This is a genomic window from Longimicrobium sp., from assembly GCF_036399255.1.
Lineage (GTDB): Bacteria > Gemmatimonadota > Gemmatimonadetes > Longimicrobiales > Longimicrobiaceae > Longimicrobium.
The window spans coordinates 28,675-48,175 of sequence record NZ_DASWNM010000066.1 but is presented as its reverse complement, the minus strand read 5'-3'; the positions used below and the strand labels follow the sequence as shown (position 1 = coordinate 48,175).

Annotated in this window: 15 protein-coding genes; 14 read left to right on the top strand and 1 reads right to left on the bottom strand. The window is 68.4% G+C overall.

The window, feature by feature from the left end; all coding sequences use genetic code 11:
• The first annotated feature begins 419 nt into the window (after positions 1 to 419).
• From VGC13_RS09960 to VGC13_RS09895, 14 genes are all read left to right on the top strand, one after another.
• On the top strand, positions 420 to 1,472 hold the full coding sequence (locus VGC13_RS09960) for a dipeptide epimerase (RefSeq protein ID WP_331125096.1): 1,053 nt from the start codon (positions 420 to 422) through the stop codon (positions 1,470 to 1,472).
• Positions 1,473 to 2,084: 612 nt separating this feature from the next.
• Entirely contained in the window at positions 2,085 to 2,879 is a 795-nt protein-coding gene (locus VGC13_RS09955) for a hypothetical protein (RefSeq protein WP_331125095.1), read from the top strand.
• On the top strand, positions 2,846 to 4,525 hold the full coding sequence (locus VGC13_RS09950) for a GH3 auxin-responsive promoter family protein (RefSeq protein WP_331125094.1): 1,680 nt from the start codon (positions 2,846 to 2,848) through the stop codon (positions 4,523 to 4,525). Before VGC13_RS09955 ends, VGC13_RS09950 begins: the two co-directional genes overlap by 34 nt.
• Positions 4,522 to 5,169, top strand: a complete 648-nt coding sequence (locus VGC13_RS09945) for a hypothetical protein (protein WP_331125093.1) — start codon at positions 4,522 to 4,524, stop codon at positions 5,167 to 5,169. The genes VGC13_RS09950 and VGC13_RS09945 overlap by 4 nt, the downstream gene beginning before the upstream one ends.
• Positions 5,170 to 5,566: 397 nt before the next feature.
• Positions 5,567 to 6,718: an aromatic ring-hydroxylating dioxygenase subunit alpha gene (locus VGC13_RS09940; RefSeq protein WP_331125092.1), complete on the top strand. Its 1,152-nt coding sequence runs from the start codon at positions 5,567 to 5,569 to the stop codon at positions 6,716 to 6,718.
• Positions 6,715 to 7,851: a GNAT family N-acetyltransferase gene (locus VGC13_RS09935; protein WP_331125091.1), complete on the top strand. Its 1,137-nt coding sequence runs from the start codon at positions 6,715 to 6,717 to the stop codon at positions 7,849 to 7,851. Before VGC13_RS09940 ends, VGC13_RS09935 begins: the two co-directional genes overlap by 4 nt.
• A 157-nt stretch (positions 7,852 to 8,008) precedes the next feature.
• Positions 8,009 to 10,840, top strand: coding sequence for a CRTAC1 family protein (locus VGC13_RS09930; protein WP_331125090.1), 2,832 nt, complete (start codon positions 8,009 to 8,011; stop codon positions 10,838 to 10,840).
• A gap of 62 nt (positions 10,841 to 10,902) precedes the next feature.
• On the top strand, positions 10,903 to 11,304 hold the full coding sequence (locus VGC13_RS09925; RefSeq protein WP_331125089.1) for a DUF4259 domain-containing protein: 402 nt from the start codon (positions 10,903 to 10,905) through the stop codon (positions 11,302 to 11,304).
• Positions 11,195 to 11,560, top strand: a complete 366-nt coding sequence (locus tag VGC13_RS09920; RefSeq protein ID WP_331125088.1) for an ASPIC/UnbV domain-containing protein — start codon at positions 11,195 to 11,197, stop codon at positions 11,558 to 11,560. Before VGC13_RS09925 ends, VGC13_RS09920 begins: the two co-directional genes overlap by 110 nt.
• Before the next feature lie 93 nt (positions 11,561 to 11,653).
• The gene (locus VGC13_RS09915; RefSeq protein WP_331125087.1) at positions 11,654 to 12,964 is read left to right on the top strand and encodes an anti-phage deoxyguanosine triphosphatase; all 1,311 of its coding nucleotides are present in this window, start codon (positions 11,654 to 11,656) and stop codon (positions 12,962 to 12,964) included.
• A gap of 161 nt (positions 12,965 to 13,125) precedes the next feature.
• A complete protein-coding gene (locus tag VGC13_RS09910; RefSeq protein WP_331125086.1) occupies positions 13,126 to 13,980 on the top strand; it encodes a hypothetical protein in 855 nt (284 codons plus the stop codon).
• 98 nt (positions 13,981 to 14,078) lie between these two features.
• Positions 14,079 to 14,420, top strand: coding sequence for a DUF413 domain-containing protein (maoP, locus tag VGC13_RS09905; RefSeq protein ID WP_331125085.1), 342 nt, complete (start codon positions 14,079 to 14,081; stop codon positions 14,418 to 14,420).
• A 64-nt stretch (positions 14,421 to 14,484) separates the two neighbouring features.
• On the top strand, positions 14,485 to 14,949 hold the full coding sequence (locus VGC13_RS09900; protein WP_331125084.1) for a hypothetical protein: 465 nt from the start codon (positions 14,485 to 14,487) through the stop codon (positions 14,947 to 14,949).
• A gap of 422 nt (positions 14,950 to 15,371) precedes the next feature.
• The gene (locus VGC13_RS09895; protein WP_331125083.1) at positions 15,372 to 16,409 is read left to right on the top strand and encodes a Rieske 2Fe-2S domain-containing protein; all 1,038 of its coding nucleotides are present in this window, start codon (positions 15,372 to 15,374) and stop codon (positions 16,407 to 16,409) included.
• Positions 16,410 to 16,913: 504 nt separating this feature from the next.
• Here VGC13_RS09895 and VGC13_RS09890 read toward each other — a convergent pair.
• Positions 16,914 to 19,190: a galactose oxidase-like domain-containing protein gene (locus VGC13_RS09890; RefSeq protein WP_331125082.1), complete on the bottom strand. Its 2,277-nt coding sequence runs from the start codon at positions 19,188 to 19,190 to the stop codon at positions 16,914 to 16,916.
• Positions 19,191 to 19,501 lie beyond the last annotated feature (311 nt).

The window sequence follows — 19,501 nt, the reverse complement described above, 5'->3', positions numbered from 1 at the left end:
ATGCGCGTTTACGGCCGCCCGGACCTCGCCTCACCACCCGGGTTGAAACCCGGGGCTGGAACGGCCACAAGCCCCGCCCTGGGCTCGCGGAGCTCGCCCGGCGGGGCTTCAACACCATGGACGCTCCGCGCAAACGGCGGGACGGCGCCACGAGGATGCCGTAGATCCCGTTGCGTGGCAAAAGAGTGTCATTCCGAGGGAGCGCCGCGCGGAACCCGCCGTGCCGCGGAGCCCGGGCGCGACCGAGGAATCTACTGTCTGCTGCTGGTGGATCGTCGGAATGACGGATACCCGCGGCCGCAATCCGCGAAGGCGGATTTTGCGATTTTCCCGCGGCGAATTCATTCGCTCCTGGAGGCGGGGCCGGCACGCGATCCAGAATCGACACACGCCATGCGTGACCCACACAATCGTCTGACATGAAGCTGACCTTCGAGACGTTCGAGCTGAACACCAGGCACGCGTTCAACATCGCGCGCGAGGCGGGGCCGCCGGCGCGCAGGCTGGTGTGGGTGCGCGTGCGCGACGAGGACGGCGTGGAAGGCTGGGGCGAAGCGTCGCCGCAGCCGTTCTACGGCGAGACGGCGGACACCGTCATGGCCGTGATGCCGCGCCTGGCGCGCGCGCTCGAGGCCGCGGCGGAGGGCGATCCGTTCGCGCTGGAGCGCATCGACGGGGTGCTGCACCACGCGCTGGCGCACAACGGCTCCGCGCGCGTGGCCATCTCCGCCGCGCTGCACGACCTCGTCGGCAAAAAGCTCGGGCTGCCGGTGTGGAAGCTGTGGGGGCTGGATCCCGTCGCGGCGCCGTCGTCGTTCACCATCGGCATCGACAGCATCGACGTGATGCGGCAGAAGGTGCGCGAGGCAGCGGCGTACTCCATCCTCAAGATCAAGGTGGGCACGCCCGACGACTTCGAGATCCTCACCATGATCCGCGAGGAGGCGCCGGACAAGACGATCCGCGTGGACGCCAACACCGGCTGGACCGCCAAGCAGGCCATCTCCGCCATGCCCATCCTGGCCGACTTCGGCGTGGAGTTCGTGGAGCAGCCGCTCCCCGCGCACGACCTGGCCGGCCTCAAGCTGGTGCGCGACAACTCGCCGCTCCCCATCATCGCCGACGAATCGTGCGCGACGGCGGAGGACGTGGCGAAGCTGGCGGGGGTGGTGGATGGCGTGAACATCAAGCTCAGCAAGTGCGGCAGCCTGCGCGAAGCCGTCCGCATTGCCCACGCCGCGCGCGCCCACGGGATGAGCGTGATGCTGGGCTGCATGATCGAATCGACGCTGGGCATCGCCGCCGCCGTGCAGGTGGCGCCGCTGGTGGATTACGTTGATCTGGACGGCGCCGCGCTGTTGGCTCGCGACCCCTTCCGCGGCCCCGGCATCGAGGCGGACGGTACCCTGCGCTTCAACACCGCGCCGGGGCTGGGGGTTACGGAGGCGGGGACGGCAGGGAATAGGGAATAGGTAATAGGGAATAGCGGGAGGGGAATCTCCCCGGCCACCCAGAATTCCGACGGTAGATTCCTCGGTCGCGCGCCGGGTGTGGTGTGCGGGAAGGTTCGACGCGGCGCGCCCTCGGAATGACAGTTTGGGGATTGATCCGACTCTGGTCGCAGCGGGATCGAATTCTCCCCTTTCTCCCGCGCAGCGGGGGAGAGGGGCCGGGGGAGAGGGGGCCCCGTCGGGCGCCGGTTCGATTCCAGCCGTCGAGCTTCGGACCCAGGGTCACCCCGAGGTCGGCAAGGGCGAATGAATTCGCTGCAACAACCACACGAAGGCCGCCTTCGCGGACTGGCGGCTGTGGCGCAGGGGCAAGTGCCTGCCGCGTAGCGGGTCGTTGGAAAGCGGCCAACGTGCGGCCTGCCGGAGCGCGCTCGAATTCTCCCCTCTCCGTGAGGAACGAACGGGGAGGGGCCGGGGGAGGGGCACCCCGCGGACGCAGTTCGCTGCCTGCTTCATGCCTTGTCCGACTGGCCCCGCCGCCGATCCGGACCCATATTACCGGAACGGACGGCGCCCGCCGACTGTACGATCATCCCGCCCGCAATTTCCGCAGGCCTCCCACCCCGCAGTCGCATGCCGCTCGCCCCTCCCGCCGCGGAGCGCTCCACCGCCATCCCGCATACGGCACCGCCGCCACGGCTCCGCGCGTACGTCGTCGAACCGCGCATGCTGGATGCGGGCACGCGCGACGCCGCGTTCGCGCTGTTCCGCGCGCACTACGAGGGTGCGGACCGGGAGCGGTTCGAGCGGGACCTGGATGAGAAGCAGCGTGTGATCCTGCTTCGCGACCGGAGCAATGGAGCGCTCCGGGGTTTCTCCACGGTGCTGCACCGCGAGGTGCGTGTCGGGAATCGGACGGCGACGATGGTGTTCAGCGGCGACACGGTGATCGACCGGTCGTGCTGGGGGCAAAAGTGCCTGCAGAGCGCCTTCGCCACCCTCCTGTTCCGCCTCAGGATCCGGCACCCGGGCCGTCCGCTGTACTGGTTCCTGCTCTCCAAGGGGTGGCGCACGTACCTGCTGATGGCCAACCACTTTCCGCTGGCCGTCCCCCGCTGCGACCGCGCCGAGCCGCCGGAGCTGCGCGCCGCGCTGGACGCGCTTGCCACGGAGCGCTTCGGCGCGGAGTACGACGCGGCGGCGGGGATCATCCGCTACGCCACTCCGCACGAGCGCGTGCGTGACGGCGTGGCGCCGGTGGAGGCGGCGCTGCTGGCCAACCCGCACGTTCGCTTTTTCGTGGATCGCAACCCCGGCCACGCGCGCGGCGAGGAGCTGGCCTGCCTGGCGCAAATCCGGCTGCGCGACCTCGCCCGCACGGCGGCGGGGATCGCGTGGAAGCGGCTCGCGGCCACGGGCGCGCGGTGAGCGCGGCCGCCCGCATCGCCAGCACGCTGTACCGCGCCGCCGCGGCGCCCGCGAGTGCCCGCTTTACGCGCGCGCTGCGCGACCCCGCGGCGGCGCAGGCGGCCATCCTGCGCCGCATCCTCCACGAGAACCGCGACACGGAGTTCGGCCGGGCACACGGGTTCGGCGACGTGCGCACGGCGGCGGACTTTCGCGCCCGCGTGCCGGTGCGCGACTTCGCGGAGCTGCAGGGGTGGATCGGCCGTGCCTGCGATGGCGAGCCGAACGCGCTGACCGCCGCGCCGGTGCGCTTCGTGGAGCCCAGCGGCGGCACGTCGGGGCTGTCGAAAGAGGTGCCGTACACGCAGCGGCTGCTGGACGAGTTCTCCGCCGCGACCATGCCGTGGATCGCGGACATGCTGCGCAGCCGGCCGGCGCTGCGCGGGGGGCAGGCGTACTGGGCCGTGTCGCCCCCGTCGCGGCGGCGCGAGCGGACGGCGGGGGGCGTGCCGGTGGGGATGGAGCACGACAGCGACTACTTTCCGCCGCTGGTGCGCGCGCTGCTGGACCGCTCGCTGGGCGTCCCGCGCGCCGTCTCGCGCATCCCCGACCTGGCCGCCTGCCGCCGCGTGACGCTGCGCGCGCTGCTCGCCATGCCGGACCTGGCGATGATCTCCGTGTGGAGCCCGTCGTTCCTCACCCTCCTTGCCGGCGCGCTGGACGAGGAGTGGGACGCGCTGCTGAGTGAGATGGAAAGCGGCCGCCTTTCCGCCGCGCTCGCTCCCGAGTTGCGGACGGAGCTGGAGCGGGCGCTCCCCGCGCGTCCCGAAGCGGCCGCCCGCCTGCGCCGCCGTTTCGGACGGCGCCCGCCGGAGGACCTGGGCGCGCTGTGGCCGCGGCTGGCGCTGATCTCCTGCTGGGCGGACGGCCACGCGGCGCGGGCGCTGGACGGGATGCGGCGCCGCTTTCCGCGGGTGGAGGTGCAGGGCAAGGGGTTGCTGGCGACGGAAGGCGTGGTATCCATCCCCCTTTTCCGCGCGGAAGCCCCGGTGGCGGCGGTCACGTCGCACTACCTGGAGTTCCTGCCGGATGGGGATGCGGATGCCGCGTTCGGCGTCCACGAGCTGGAGCCCGGCGCCACGTACGAGGTGGTGCTGACCACGGGCGGCGGGCTCTACCGCTATCGGCTCAAGGACCGCGTGCGGGTGGAGGGACGGCTGGAGCGCACGCCCACGCTGCGCTTCGTGGGCCGGGCGGACCGGGCCAGCGACCTGGCGGGGGAAAAGCTGACGCCGGAGCTGGTGGAGCACGTCCTGGCGCGCGCCGCCGCGGAGACCGGCATCCATCCCCCCTTCGCCCTGTTGGCCCCGGAATGGGGAGAGCCGCCGCGCTACCGCCTGTACGCCGAAGCGTCGCCGGACGACGCGCGCGCGCTGGCCGCGGCGGCGGAGCGGATTCTATTGGATGCGCATCATTACGGTCTCTGCCGTGCGCTGGGGCAGTTGAACTCGATCGAGGGAGTGGCGGTGACGGACGGCGAGCGCGTGTACGAGCGCGTCTGCACGGCGCGCGGGCAGCGGGCGGGATCCATCAAACCGCCCGCGCTGGATGCGGGTACGGAGTGGGCGCGGGTGTTCGACGTGCCCCAGGCTACGGAGGTCGGATGAAGGTGCCGCGAAAGGTCCCGGTGTGGCTGCTGGCGGCCGCGGGCGTGTCGGCGTTCGTATACCGGTTCGCGCGCAAGCAGAACCGCGGCGAGCGCGTGGGCGGCGCCATCTCGCTGCCGAAGTCGATGTGGCTGAACTACACGCTGCTGTCCTGGTTCGTGATCCCCGCCGAGCTGCTGCGCCGGGAAGGGCTGTCGCCGGAGAACCGCGCGGTGCTGCGCGCGCACCTGCTCAGCTTTACGGCGCGCGGGGCGGCGGAGATGTGGATGCTGTACCGCACGCATTCCTGGCGGTGCGCGTATGGCGTGGGCCACGACGCCATCGACCTTGCGATGCTCTCCTTGATGATGCGCTCCGGCCGCGACGGGAGCAGGGAGGGTGTGGACGGCATTGCACGGCGGCACCTGGACTCCATCCGCGCCACGCTGGTGGCGGAGATGGTCTTCGCCACGCTGTTCAACCGTACGGTCGCGGGCAAAACGCAGGGCCAGGACGGCATCTACTTCGCCAACGACGAGCCGCACTTTCGCCGGATCAACAACCTGACCGCCGCCGTGGACGTGGTCTCCTACGCCCGGCTGGCGATGGTGATGCGGGACCTGGTGCGGCTGGATTCCGCAGACGCGGCGACCGCCACCACCTAGAAGCCCTGGTGGAATCGGCAGCCGCGGAGCGACCCGCGGCGCCCCCTCCGGGCCGGCACCACCGGCCCACCTCCCCCAAAAACCCTGGGGGAGGTTGGTGTGAGGCAGGGACCGGGGTGCCTCGGCCAAGTCGGTGCGGGATGGTGAGCCGCCCTCCACCCCGGCCCTCCCCCGCAAACTGAGCGGGAGAGGGGGGCGCTGGCGGACGCGCTCGAAAATCTGTCGAAACCGGGACCGCCGCTCGCGCCGCATCTGTCCGCAGCGCAATCGAATTCTCCCCTCTCCGTGAGGAACGAACGGGGAGGGGCCGGGGGAGGGGCACCCCGCCGACGCAGTCTGATCCCTGCCGAACCGCACCACCCCCGCCCACGCACGAACTTACATCGAAGGCACCCCCATGCAGGCTCCGACTTCGCCCCAGACCCCCACCTCCATCGCCGTCCCCGCCATCGCGGGCTGCCCGGGCGGGCGCCCGACGGACGCGCCCGAGGCGCGGCCCATCATGCGCTTTCGCTGCGGGACGCTGAACGAGAACTGGTACGTCGCCGCACTGTCGAAGCAGGTGACGGCGAAGAAGCCGTACGCCGTCACCATCATGGAAGAGCCCCTGGTGCTCTTTCGCGGCGCGGACGGGCGGGCGACGGCGCTCATCGACCGGTGCCTGCACCGCAACGCCGCGCTCAGCAAGGGCGATCTGTTCGACGGCTGCATCGGCTGCCCCTACCACGGGTGGACGTACAACGCGGAGGGCGAGCTGGTCATCGTCCCCTCGGAAAGCCCGGAAAAACGAGCCAGGGAAGGACGCCGGCTGGAGCGCTTTCCCGTGCGCGAGCAGGACGGCTTCGTGTGGGTGTACCTGGGCACGCCGGAGCTCGCGGAGGAAAAGGAGCCGTTCCGCTTTCCGCACGCGGGCGAGGAGGGATGGCGCTCGTACGTGATGCTGACGCCGTTCGACGGGGACGTGACGGACCTGGTGGAGAACTTCATGGACGTGCCGCACACGGCGTTCGTGCACAGTGGCTGGTTTCGCAAGGCGGCCAACGTAAAGCGCGCCGAGGCCACCATCGAGCGCACGGCGGACGCGGTGCACGTGGAGTACTTTCAGCCGGACGACTCCATCGGCTTCAGCAAGTGGCTGCTGAACCCCGACGGCAAGGTGATGACGCACACCGACCGCTTCTTCATGCCCAACATCACCCGCGTCGACTACATGTGGGGCGAGCGGCGCGGCTTCGTCATCACCTCGCAGATCACGCCCATCACCCCCGAGCGGGCGATGGTGTACACCGCCATCACCTTTCGCTTCGGCGTGTTCAACCCGCTCGCGCGGTGGCTGCTGCCGCCGTACACGCGCACCGTGATCCAGCAGGACGTGCGGATCATGGAGGTGCAGACGGGCAACCTGCGGCGCTTTGGGGCGCGGCGCTTCAGCGGCACGGCGGCGGACGAGATCCACCGCGCCATTGAGGCCCTGCGCGACCACGCCGCCGCCGGCGAAACCGGCCCGCCGCCGGAGCCGCGCGCGGACCGGATCGAGTTCTGGATGTGACCGCCTCCGTCGACGCCGGCCTGCTTCAGCTCCGCCGCGCCACGCCCGCCGATGGCGCGGCGATGTGCGAGCTGTTCGCGCGGGTGCCGATGGAGACGGAGCTGGCGCTTTCCATCCGCCGCGATCCGGACTTCGCCGCGCTCCTCCGCCTGCAGTCCGGCGACTGGGAGTGCTGGGTGGCGGAGGACGCGGGACGGGTGGAGGCGATGGCGTCGCTGGTTTTTCGCGACGGATACCTGGGCGGGGAGCGGCGGCGCGTGGGCTACCTGGGCGACCTGCGCCTGTCGCCGGCCGTGCAGGGCCGCCACCTGCTGAACCGCGTCTACGGCCCCACGCTGGCGGAATCGGCCGCGGCGCGCGGGTGCGTGGCGAGCCTGAGCGCGGTGATCGCGTCGAACGAACGGGCCCTCCGCGCGCTGACGGTACAGAACCGGCGGCAGCGCGGGATGCCGCGCTACACGCCGCTCACGGACTTCCGCATCCGCAACGTGCACCTTGCGCTGCCGCGACTCCCCCGGCGCAGCGCGTTCCGTGTGCGGCGCGCGGCGGAGGCGGACCTGCCGGCGCTGGCCTCGTTCCTGGATGCCGACGCACGCCGCCGCCCCTTCGGCACGCCCATGCCGCTGGCGGAGCTGCGGCGCCGGCTGGCGGAGTGGCCGGGGCTCCGGATCGATTCGTTCTACCTGGCGGAGGATCGTGACGGCGCGCTGGCGGGATGCCTGGCGATGTGGGACGCCGCGCCAGTCAAGCGGACGGTCGTGGCGGCGTATCGAGGAAAGATGCGGCGGATCAAAGCGGGGTACGACGTCGCGGCGCGGCTGCTGCGCTTTCCCCGGCTCCCCGATCCGGGTGAGGAGCTGCGCTACCTGTACGCCACGCACCAGGCCGTGCCCTCGGACGATCCGGCGGTGCTGCGCGCGCTGCTGGAGCGCGTCTACGCCGACCATCGCAAGAGCGGCTACGTGCTCCTTTCCTTCTTCGTCCCCGAAGGCGACCCGATGGAATCCGCCTTTCGAGGCTTTCAGTTCACGGACCTTCCGGCGCGCCTGTTCGTGGTGACGCCGCCGGGTACCGAGCCGCCGCCGGAGTGCCTGGCGCCGGGCCGCCCCGGCTTCGAGATGGCGCTGGTATGATGATGCGAAATCCGCAAGTCCATCGTATCTCTCATTCCAGGTGGGGCGCCGCGAAGTCTCGGCCCGCAAACAACCTCCCCCAGCAGTTTTGGGGGAGGTGGGCGAGTTTTACGAGCCCGGAGGGGGCGCCCCTCGGGGCCAGACGGAGCGTCGACGCATGACGCCGCCCCCCTCCGCCGTGGCCGCGCCGCCGGCCCCGCCCGCCGCGCATCTCGCACCGCCGCCGCAGGCGAAGCCGCGGAGCTGGCGCGACAGCATCCCCCCGCGCCGGGATCCGCGCTGGCCCTTCGCCGCCATCCTGTCGCTCTACGCGGTGATGGGGGTGGCGTGGCTGGGCTTCAACCGCTCACCCACGCAGATCCTGCTGATCGTGGGCGCCGCGGGCGCGCTGGACATGCTGCTGCACCGCCTGCTGCGCAAACGCGAGTGGATCTTTCCGCTCAGCGCGTGCATCAGCGGGCTTTCGCTGGCGCTGCTGCTCAACTACTCGCACGACTACTTTCTGCTGCTGCTGCCGGTGTTCATCGCCATCGGCGGCAAGTACCTGCTGACGTTCAGGGGCCAGCACACCATCAACCCCTCGCTGGCGGCGGTGGCGATCTCGCTGCTGTTCTTCGGCTCGCTGATCACCACGGCGCCGGCGTACCAGTGGGGCGGCCACGTGGCGATGTCGGCGTTCATGGTGACGGCGGCGCTCTCGCTCTTCGTCTTTCGCGTGGGGCGGGGGTGGCTGATCGTCTCGTTTCTCCTGTTCTACGCCCTGCAGACGGCGTTGCGCGCGTACATCATGCGCGCGCACCTGCCGCCGGAGATGCTGTTCCTGGGGACGCTGACCACGCCTCCCTTCTTTCTCTTCACCTTCTTCATGCTGACCGACCCGAAGACGTCACCCGCGTCGCCGCGCGCGCAGGTGGCGCTCGCCTTCGGGATCACCGTGGTCGACCTGTACCTGCACACGAAGGAGAGCGTCTTTACCTTCTTCTACGCCGCGTTCGCCATCGCCACGGGGCGCTTCATCTTTCTGCACCTGCGGGAGATGTGGCGGATGGGGCCGGTCCCGCGCCTGCGCGAGGCGCTGGGGGATGGGCGGACGCTGCGGACCGCGGGCGTGCTGGGGGTGATGGCGCTGTTGGGCGGCACGGCGTACGCCACCGTCATCCACCCGCGCGTGGCGCTGGACGACGCCGGCTTCGTGCTGCGCGAGGTGCCCGCGGCGCAGAGCGGGCTGGGCGTGACGATGGATCCGGGGACGTACGACATGCTCGATCCGCGGCTGCGCCACATCGCCAAGTGGCTGCTTTCCGTGGGCGCCTCGGTGGCCGCGGGGGACGTGGATGCGGACGGGCGCCCGGACCTGTTCTTCACCAATCCGCTGGCCCGCGCGGAGGACCGCGCCGGGCTGTACCTGAACCGCGGCGGCTTTCGCTTCGAACGCGTCGCCCTCCCCGCGCTGGACTCGCTGCGGATCGCGCCGCAGCGTCACGGCTTCGCATCGTCCGGATTGTTCTTCGATTACGATGAGGACGGCGCGCTGGACCTGCTGGTGCCCGTTTCGTTTGGGCGCACGCGGCTGCTGCGCTCGCGGTTCGGACAGACGGGGCGCGTGGAGTTCGACGACGTGTCGGTGGCGGCGGGGATGCCGGAATACACCATCTCCGTCGCCGCCAACGTGCTGGACTACGATCGCGACGGACGGCCGGACCTGCTGATCGGCAACGTGCTGAACCCGTGGCTGGCCGGATACGAGCGGCCCACGCGGCTCAACATCTTTCAGCTTCCCCAGCCGGCGTTCGATGGGGACCGGCGGATGTTCCGCTTCATGCACGATGGCTGGCACGACGCCAGCAACGGCGGGCGCAACGTGCTGCTGCGCAACGTGGGCGGGCGGTTCGTTGCGCAGGACATGGACGCCATGGGGATGCCCGAAACGCACTGGACCATCTCCATCGGCACCGGCGACCTGAACGGCGACGGGTGGACGGACCTGTACCTGGCCAGCGACTTTGGCCGCGACGACCTGTATCTAAACCAACAGGGCAGGGGATTCCGCCGCGTCCATGGACGGCTGTTCGGGCACGTGGGGATGGACACGTACAAGGGGATGAACTCGTCCATCACCGACTTCGACCGCAACGGCTGGCCGGACGTGTACGTGAGCAACGTGCACCAGGAACTGCAGGCGGAGGGCAGCATCCTGTGGATGAACCGCGGCCCCGACGCCCGCGGCACCCCCCGCCTGCGCGACGAGGCCACCGGCCGCGGCGCGCTGAACGAGGACCGCTTTGCGTGGGGCGCGGGCGTGGGCGACCTGAACAACGACGGCTGGCCCGACATGGTGCAGGCCAACGGCATGGTGGACGACCGGCTGGACAACCGATACGAGGGCTGCCCGGACTACTGGTACGTGAACCACAAGCTGATGCAGTCCGGCCGCGAGGTGCACACCTACGCCGACATGTGGGGCGACATCCGCGGCCGCTGCATCTATCCCAATGAAAAGCGCCGCGTCCTGCTGAACCGCGGCGCCGACGCCCGCCCGCAGTTCGTCGACGTGGCGCCGCTGGTGGGGCTGACGGCGGGCGACAACTCGCGCGGCGTGGCCACGGCGGACCTGGACGGCGACGGCCGCCTGGACGTGGTGATCGCCAACCAGCACGCCGGCCCCACGCTGCTGCGCAACGCCCCCTCCGCCGCGGCCGGCGCCGGGCACTGGATCGGCCTGCGCCTGGAGGGCGATGGCCGCGCCTGCGGCCGCGAGGCGTTCGGCTCCGTCGCCACGGTGCTTCTGCCCGGCGAGCGCCCGCAGCAGCGCGAGGTGCAGGCCGCGAACGGCTTCTCGTCGCAGCACGACACCCGCCTGCACTTCGGCCTCGGCCCCGCCGCGCCGGAGTTGGTGACGGTCCGCATCCGCTGGTGCGGCGGCGCCACGACGGAGCATCGGCTGCCGCGGGACGGGTACCACGTCGTGCGGCAGGCGGCTTCACGATAGCCTCTGTTCGTAGTTCGATCAGACGAAGAGACAAACCGTATCAGTTGTTCAGGAGCAGATAGATGGGTGCGTGGGGTGTGGGACCGTTCGAGAACGATGAGGCATTGGACTGGGTCGCTGAACTGGAGGACCAGGGGCTGATCGCGGCTGGTTTCGCGTTTCAGGACATCCGCGAGTTTGCGGATGAGTATCTTGAGGCACCGGCGTGTTCTGCCGCGATTGCGGCGGCGGAGGTCGTTGCCGCGTTGCGGGGGAATCCGGCCGCGGAACTGCCGGAGAACGTAGCGACGTGGATCGCGGCTCATCCCGGCGATCCCGGCGCAGAACTGGTGTTGGCCGCCCGCCTTGCCATCGATGCCGTCTTGTCTGATTCCGAGCTTGCTGAACTCTGGAGTGGTTCGGAAGAGGGCGAGGCGTGGCGATCCAGGGTGCTGGACCTTCAGCGTCGCTTGCAATTGCGCTGAGACTGCACGCGTGCGGTCGAGCGGCGTTGGGCCACCGCGATGCTTCCCGCGCGAGCGCCCGCAGCAGCGCGAGGTGCAGGCCGCCAACGGCTTCTCGTCGCAGCACGACACTCGCCTGCACTTCGGCCTCGGCGCCACCGCGCCGGAACTGATCCCCGTCCGCATCCGCTGGTGCGGCGGCGCGACGACGGAGCATCGGCTGCCGCGCGACGGGTACCACGTCGTGCGGCAGGGTGGAGACGGGAGAATTTGGTAGAAACTCCCGTTTTCTTGTCCACTACTTACAATCTTTCTCTAGTGTTGGATTGAGAGTCGGCGACCTAACCTCAACAGAAGTGACTACCGCGCTATGGACGCTCATCTATGGATGGAACGCAGGGAGCGATCAGAACGACGTCCCCGCGATGTACGAAACGATTACGAGCGGGATCGCTCGCGCGTCATCCATTCAGCTTCGTTTCGCCGCCTGCAGGCAAAGACGCAGGTAATTGGAGTCAGAGAGGGCGATTTCCATCGAACGCGGCTTACGCATTCGATGGAGGCAGCTCAAATAGGGCGTGGCCTCGTTCTACATCTACAATCCCGTGTGCGAAGCCACTCTGCACGGGAGGCCATACCCGCTACTGAACTAATAGAAACAATATGTCTCTCCCATGACCTGGGGCACCCTCCATTCGGGCACGGCGGGGAGCGTGCTTTGAATTATTGTATGAGGAAGTCAGGCGGCTTCGAAGGCAATGGTCAGACACTCAGGATATTAGCGCGCTTGGAGAAACATACGCCTGAACACGGCATTAATCTCTCTCGTCGCGCCCTGCTTGGTGTACTCAAGTACCCTTTACCGTATTCACAAGTCGTGCGGCTGGTGCCAACGACTCTTCAAGATCTGAGGTTGCTTGGCGTAAAGGATGCTAAACCTCCAAAGTGCTATTTGGACACTGAAGCCGATTTGGTGGAGTGGATACTTGCGCCCTTCACAGAAAACGACCGAGCCATTTTTCTCGAGGCGGAGGAGGCCAAAGGTGGACATGCGAAGCCACGATACAAAGCGCTTGATACCTCAATCATGGAGATTGCCGATGATATCGCATATGGAATCCACGATTTGGAAGATATGGTTTCTCTCGGTCTGGTCACACGCAGGGATTGGGAGCAGAAAGTAGAGACAGACGACCGGGCATCACTAATTGGTAAGGACCTACGGAGACTCGCACACGGCCTATTCTCCGCAACAAGCCATGAGAGAAAGCGGGTTATTGGCGGATTGGTGAATCGTTTGATTACATCCGCGAATGTTCAAGAAACAAAACTCTTTTCAGATTCCTCTTTTCGGTATAATGCCGTTCTCGACGCGAATAGCCGTGCTTTTCTGGATGTTCTGAACAAATTGATCTTTGAAACCGTTATTGACTCTTCTGAGGTGCAAACGCTTGAGTACCGGGGTCAACAAGTCGTACTCGGTCTTTTCCAAGCCTTTAGTTCCGCTCCGAGTCGGATGCTCCCCGGGGATTCCCGTGCACGGTATGAGGATGCGCTCAACCCCGTAGAGGCGGAGCGCATCCTCTGCGACTACATTGCTGGAATGACTGATGATTTTGCCGAGCGTATTTACGAGCGGTTATTCCTCCCGAATAGTGGGAGCGTGTTTGAGCGTATGTAGTTGTCATTTATCCACTTCCTCTTTTGGGGGGTCTCGTTGTTTCTCCTGACCGGTGACGATCAATGAACCCGGAGAGCTATCCTGGGTCCGAGGCGCATCTCACTGACCAAGCGCGGAGCAGCTATCCGCAGTACGATTACGCCGCCCTCACGCCCGCGGTGTTGCGAAACCTGACGCGTGAATACGGGGTGGACTTCGCGACGGCGCTGTGGTACGACCGCGTGCGAAGCGCGGAGCCGCACCGGGCGTTCATCGAAGCGGTGGAGGCGCTGGATGCGGACGCGGCGCTCCCGCCGACCTCGGCGCGGCTGCTGCTGGCGCCGGCGGCGTTCTGGCGCGAGTACCCGCAGTTCGGGGCGGATGGCGCGGCGGTGCTGGCGGTGGCGCGGGACCTGGGGCTTGACGTGGAGATGATCCGCACGCCGAGCACGGGGAGCGTCAGCGAGAACGCGCGCGTCATCCGCGAGGCGCTGGAGAGGGAGGCGGACGGGTCCGTGGTGCTGGCCTCGCTCAGCAAGGGAGGGGCGGACGTGCGGATGGCGCTGGAGCAGGATCCGGCGCTCGCGCGGAAGGTGCGGGCGTGGATCAACGTCTGCGGGATTATCCACGGGTCGCCGCTGGTGGACCAGATGCTGGACGGGGCGTGGTGGCGGCGGCTGGCGGTGCGCGCGTTCCTGGCGCGCTGGCGGGCAGACTTCGGGCTGATCCGCGAGCTGCGGCACGCGCCGTCCCCCCGCGCCACGGCACCCGCGGGGGTGTACGTGGTGAACGTGGTGGCGTGCCCGCTCTCCATCCACACCGCGGGGGCGATCACGAAGCGCCACCGCCAGCTCGCGGCGCTGGGGCCCAACGACGGGAGCACGCTGCTGACGGACGCTATCGCGGACGGCGGTGTGGTCTATCCGGTGTGGGGGGCGGACCACTACTTTCGCACGCCGGACGCGCCCGTGCTCATCCGGCGCATCCTGCTGCACCTGGGCGCCAGCGGTCACCTCGCGCCTCGTGACGCAGCATGAACGTGCGCGCCGGTTGAAGCCGTCAACTGTTGTACGTCAACGAGAGATGTACGTGAACGAGAGATCATGATCGATCGTTCGCCTGCGCGGAGGATCGCATGAAGGCACCGGAGGACCACAAAGTGCACCTTGCGAAGCGCTTCTACCCGCTGGGGGTGGCTAACGTAGCCATCTTCTCGCAGGACGAAGCTGAGCTATTGTCTCGCTATGGCTTCTGGTTGGAGGCTCTTGCCAACGGCCACATCCAACCGGTTACTTCGGCTCAGGAGCAGTTCGTTCAAGTGCACCACGGGGTGGCCAAGGCGGATTCGGTTTTCGAAAGAGCATGGTTGAAGCTGACCCTGAGGCGGGAGATCGAGCCAGACCTGACCCCGGTGTATTCACTTTATGACCCGGGTGAAGAGTGGTTCGACCGTCACGCACATTGGCGCTACCACTGACCGTGATGGCGCCCGGACGCGTCAACGACGATTCACGACATCACATCCGCAATCCACCCCCCTGATGCCGAAGCTGCTTTCGCGCGGCGTGCCGTGCCTCGCCCTTCTGCTCGCCTGTGCGGGGTGCGAACTGCTGGGGCTGGACAATGGGAACTGTCCCGGGACGTACGGCAGCCGATACGGCTGCGTGCGCGTGGTGGTGGTCATCGACGCGCCGCCGCGGCCGTGGCCCCAGCGCTACATCTTCAGCCTGGGGGCGGTGCCGGCGCGCGAGGGCACCGGGCTCAAGGGGAACTACGGCGCCAGTCCGAACACGGGACAGAACCGGCTGCACCTGGCGCGGCACAACCCGCCCCACCCGGACGTCGACACGGCGTCAGTGTGGATCTCCGCCACCATCTTCGACAATCGGACGGACTGGCCGGTGGGCGTGCGGCTGCCCGTGTTCGCCGCGGACAGCGCGCTGTACCTTGCCGACTTCAATCGCTCCCGCGTGGACACCGTGCGGCTGACGCTGCGGCGTCCCTGAGAGGGTGTTCAATCTTCCGAGTTCCTGACGCAAGCGCGTGACTTCCTGAGAGGGTGTTGCCAAACCTCCCAGCGCGATTGACTTCCTGAGGGAGGCACCGCCCCCTAACTCGCTTGTACACTGCACCTTGGCACCGACCGAAGGACCTCGCCAGCAGAACGACGGGCTGGTCTCGTGCCCTGATCGGGCCCCTGCGCCACCGAGACGAGGTCCTTCGGTCGCGCGCAGGCGGTTGTGTGGAATCGGGTTACACGTGGTGCGCTCCCTCAGGAAGTCATCGCTTCTTGTGAGTTTGGGGGTGCAACACCCTCCCGGGAAGTCACCGCTTCGTTATGGGATTCGAGGTTTAGCACCACCCTCTGAGGCCGATCCGCATCCCGCGCCACGATTATTCTCCCGCCAGATCCCGATTCCGCGTGTCCATGATCCCGCCCGCCGAGGCGCCCTTCGTCTTCGATCCGCCATCGCGGCCCGCCGCCTGGTACCTGCTGGCCCCATCATCCGCCCTGCCGCCCGGCCGGGTGCTGACGCGCAGCGTGGGAAGCGAGGAGGTGGTTCTCTTCCGCACCGAGGCGGGCGCCGTGGGCGCGCTGGCGCCGCACTGCTGGCACATGGGCGCGCACCTGGGCGGCGGCTGCGTGGTGGGCGAGCGGCTGCAGTGCCCGCTGCACCACTGGGAGTGGGACCGCGAGGGCGCCTGCGCGGGGATGCCGGGGGGCGGGCGCGCGCCGTCGTCCGCGCGGCAGCCGGGGTACGCCGTGGCGGAGCGGCTGGACGGGATCTGGGTGTGGATGGGCGCCGGCCCGCCCACCCCGGTGCCGGGGTTCGAGACCTTTGCCGACGACGAGCTGCGATTTGCGCACGGGCGCGCGGTGCGGCTGCGCTGCCAGTGGCACGCGCCCGCCGCCAACGGCTTCGACGAGCAGCACCTGAACACGGTGCACGGGCGCGCCCTGCGCGAGCGGCCGCAGGTCGAGGTGCCCGAGCCGCACCGCCTGCGGATGCGCTACCTGTCGCGGGTCACGGGGCGCGGCCTGGCCGACCGCATCATGCAGCGCATCTCCAGGGACCACATCCGCGTCACCATGAACTGCTGGGGCGGCACCACGGTCACGGTGGAGAGCGACCTGGGGCGCACCCGCAGCGCGCTGCTGCTGGCCTTTGTCCCCGTCGGTGACGAGGTGGAGGTGACGCCGGTGTTCACCACGCGCCGCGCGGGCGTGCCGGGAGTGGACCGGCTGCGGCTGGGGGTGGCGCGCTTCCTTTTCACCCGCTTCATCGAAAAGGACGTGGAGGTGATGCAGGGAATGCGCTTTCGCCCGCGCCTTCCGCTTCCCGGCAACGAGACGCTGGAGACCTTCCTGCGCTGGGTCTCGGGCCTCCCGGGGGAGCGGGTGGCGCGGCGGGATGCGAGCGGTCAAGGGCGGGTGGATGCGAGGTCCACCGCCGGGAGCGAATGATGCTCGTCGCGATTCTAATCCGGTAACATGCCGTCCGCCCGCTGGAGCGAATGAATTCGCCGCTGGAAAATCGCAAAGTCCGCCTTCGCGGACTCGGCGGCCCGGCTATATGCGGCGTCCAAAGCGCCTGCGCGTCCGCTACCGGGTAGACGGTAGGTTCTCATACAGGATCCGGCTAAACAATCGGTGTCGTTTCGTTCCTCTGCGCCCTCTGTGTGAGACAAGGCTTTTTCCGGATTTTAGTATCAGCCGGCGCCACAGGATCCGGTGAAGGACGGTTCCTCGCGGCGCCTCCTTCGAAATGACAGGTGGTGGCGCGGTGGATACTTCGGGGCATCGGGCGTGGGTTCTCCCCTCTCCCGCGCCGTTTGCGGGAGAGGGGCCGGGGGTGAGGGTCCGCGCGCAGCGCGATGCCGTTGCCGTTCCTCCCGGCGACGCCCCCACCAAACAAAGCGCGCCGGCCCTCCCGGACCGGCGCGCTGCGTTTTCATCCAGCCCGTACGCTCAGGGCTCCGTGGCCTGGTCGTCGAAGCGCACCATGCGCGCGACGGCCGGCTTGCCGCGGCAGTCCACGTAAAACAGCATGTAGTACGCGGGCGGCAGGTTGGCCTGGCGCGCGTCCGGCGTGCGGAACACGATCTCGTTGTCGCCCGAAGCCCTGAACTGCAGCTCGTGGAACTGCTGCCCGTTCTGCCAGCCGTGCGTGGCCGACGACAGCTTGATCAGCGACAGCGACGCCCGGCCACCGGCCGAGCAGGTCTCGGGAAGGCCGGCCAGCCGCACCCGGTACTCCTCGCCGCTGTGCAGCAGGTTGAACGTCTTGCCGCCGATCACGGCCTCGGGCCGGTAGCGGGGAGCGCCGACGGGTGCGATGGACCGGATCTCCGCGCGCCGGGCCGGGTCGATGAACAGGTACGGCGGGCTGTAGATTTCGGCCACCCAGTCTTCGGTGGGCGTGGTGAGCTGCCCCGTCTGGCCGCGGGCCATGGGCCCGTCGCCAAAGAAGTACATGTCCACGTCCACGTTGTCCAGGTTTGGCTTGGGCTGACCGGTGCTGGTGTGCGCATGGCCCGGATCGGCGTCGCTGCGAACGGTGGCGCGCGCCGAGTTGCCGCCGGAAACCAGGATGCGCCCGTCGGGAAGAAGAAGCGCGTTGTTGTGGTACAGCCGCGGCTCCACCCCCTCGACCATCCGCTGCCGGTGGTACCCGATGAACCGGCCGCCTTCGTAGCGCGGCGTCAGCAGCAGCGGATAGAACACCGGCCCGTAGAAATCGTAGTTCCCGCCGTTGATCACCAGCACCTGCCGCGTGGGCAGGGTGATGGCGTAGTGCATGGTGCGGTCGTCCTGCGGCTCGCTGCCCAGGAAGTTCTCTTCCAGCGTCCAGCGGCCGCCGCCCCGCTCGCGGGGGTCCACGATGAACTCCTGGCGCTTGCGGCTGCCGCGCCCGCCCGCAAAGTGCGTGGGCGGGGTGATGTTGTCGTCCACCGTCACGTTCATCGGCAGCAGCGTGCCGGGCGAGGTGGGCTGCCCGCCCAGGAGCGTGATGTTCCCCGTGTTGGGGTCCAGGTAGGTGGTGCCGTACGACGTAATGGTGTCGGGGCGCTCCGGCCCGCGCTCGAACGACACGGTGGGGCTGTTGGCGGTGCCGCCCAGGGTGGCCCAGTAGGTGTGCGTGGTGCGCCGCATGAACGCCGTGCTTTCCGTGCGCAGGCTTACCCAGTCGCCTTCGCGCGTAAGGTAGATGCGGCCGTCGGGCATCAGGTAGTTCTCGGGATACAGCTTGAACGCGTCCCGCTGGTTGGCCTCGCGGCACCTCGCGTCGCACCTGACGCTGTCGTCGGGGACGAAGCGGGGATTGATGACCGTGGCAAACGGGCTGTTGGGCGTGTCGCGCACGTCGACGCTGCGCCACGATGCGCCCGGATTCTCCCGGTCGAACCCGGTGGGGTTGAAGAAGTCGACCGTGTGGTTGATCTCGAACTCGTACATCGGCGGGTAGCCGTGGTCGAAGCCCACGAACCCGCTGAACACCGCCATCCGCCCATCCAGCAGCGGGACGATGCTGGCGTACCAGCGTCCGCGCGGCATGAAGCCCGAAAAGATCCACGGATCGTCCACGGGCTCGGGCATCCGGCGCCAGTCGAAGCGCTGCCAGTCGATCCCGAGCTCCTTTTTCCAGTCGAAGATGTACGTGGACCGGTTGCCGGTTCGGTAGGGATAGTAGTACTGGGTGCCGCCGGTAAAGAGGACGTTGCCGTCGGGAAGGTGCAGGTGCCCGGTGCAGAACAGGTCGCTGGGCGCAAACTGGCCCGCGCTGTCCGGGTCCGCGACGGGGATCGGGTGCGGGATGCGGTAGAAGGTGTTCCGGTCGGGATCGTAGACCGCGACGTTGTTCACGAGCTGGTAGTACTTCTCCAGGCTGTCCAGCGCGAACGGGTTGCCCTCCCGGTTGAAGACGCCTTTGCCCGGGGCCGGATTCCTGACGTTGGGGTAGTGCTCGATGGGCGCGTGGTTTCGCCAGCTGCTGCCGCTGGCCCACAGCACCTTGCCCGAGGGCAGCAGCACGGCGTGCACCGTCTGCATCCCCAGGATCCGTTCGATGGCGGCACCGCCTTTTTCCGGGATCACCGTCTGCCACCGTCCGTAGACGGCGGGATCAGGCGTAAGCAGGTGCGCATCCGGGGGCGGCGGCCCTTCCGCGTGGGCGTTCTGCGCGAGAAGCGAAGTGGGAAACAGGATGGGTATGCTCGCCAGGATCGAGAAGAATGCGCCAAGCATGGCGCGTCTCGGGCGAACGTGCGGGGCCGACGTACACATGGATCTTCTCCGGCGTGGGAAAAGGCGGGGCATCAACGGGCAGGCGTCCGACATTCTAGGCGGATTCTGTTTCGAAGAGCAAGAGAAAAGATTGGCCGGACCTTGTACGGAGCCCGCCGCCCTTCGCGGGTTTTTCCGTGTTCCGGCCGTTCGCGCTCCGTCGCGGCGATTGAAATCGCGGCTGGGACAACGTGATGTCCGCCTGCGCGGAGCGAATGAATTCGCCGCGGGAAAATCGCGAAGTCCGCCTGCGCGGACTCGGCGGCCCGGCG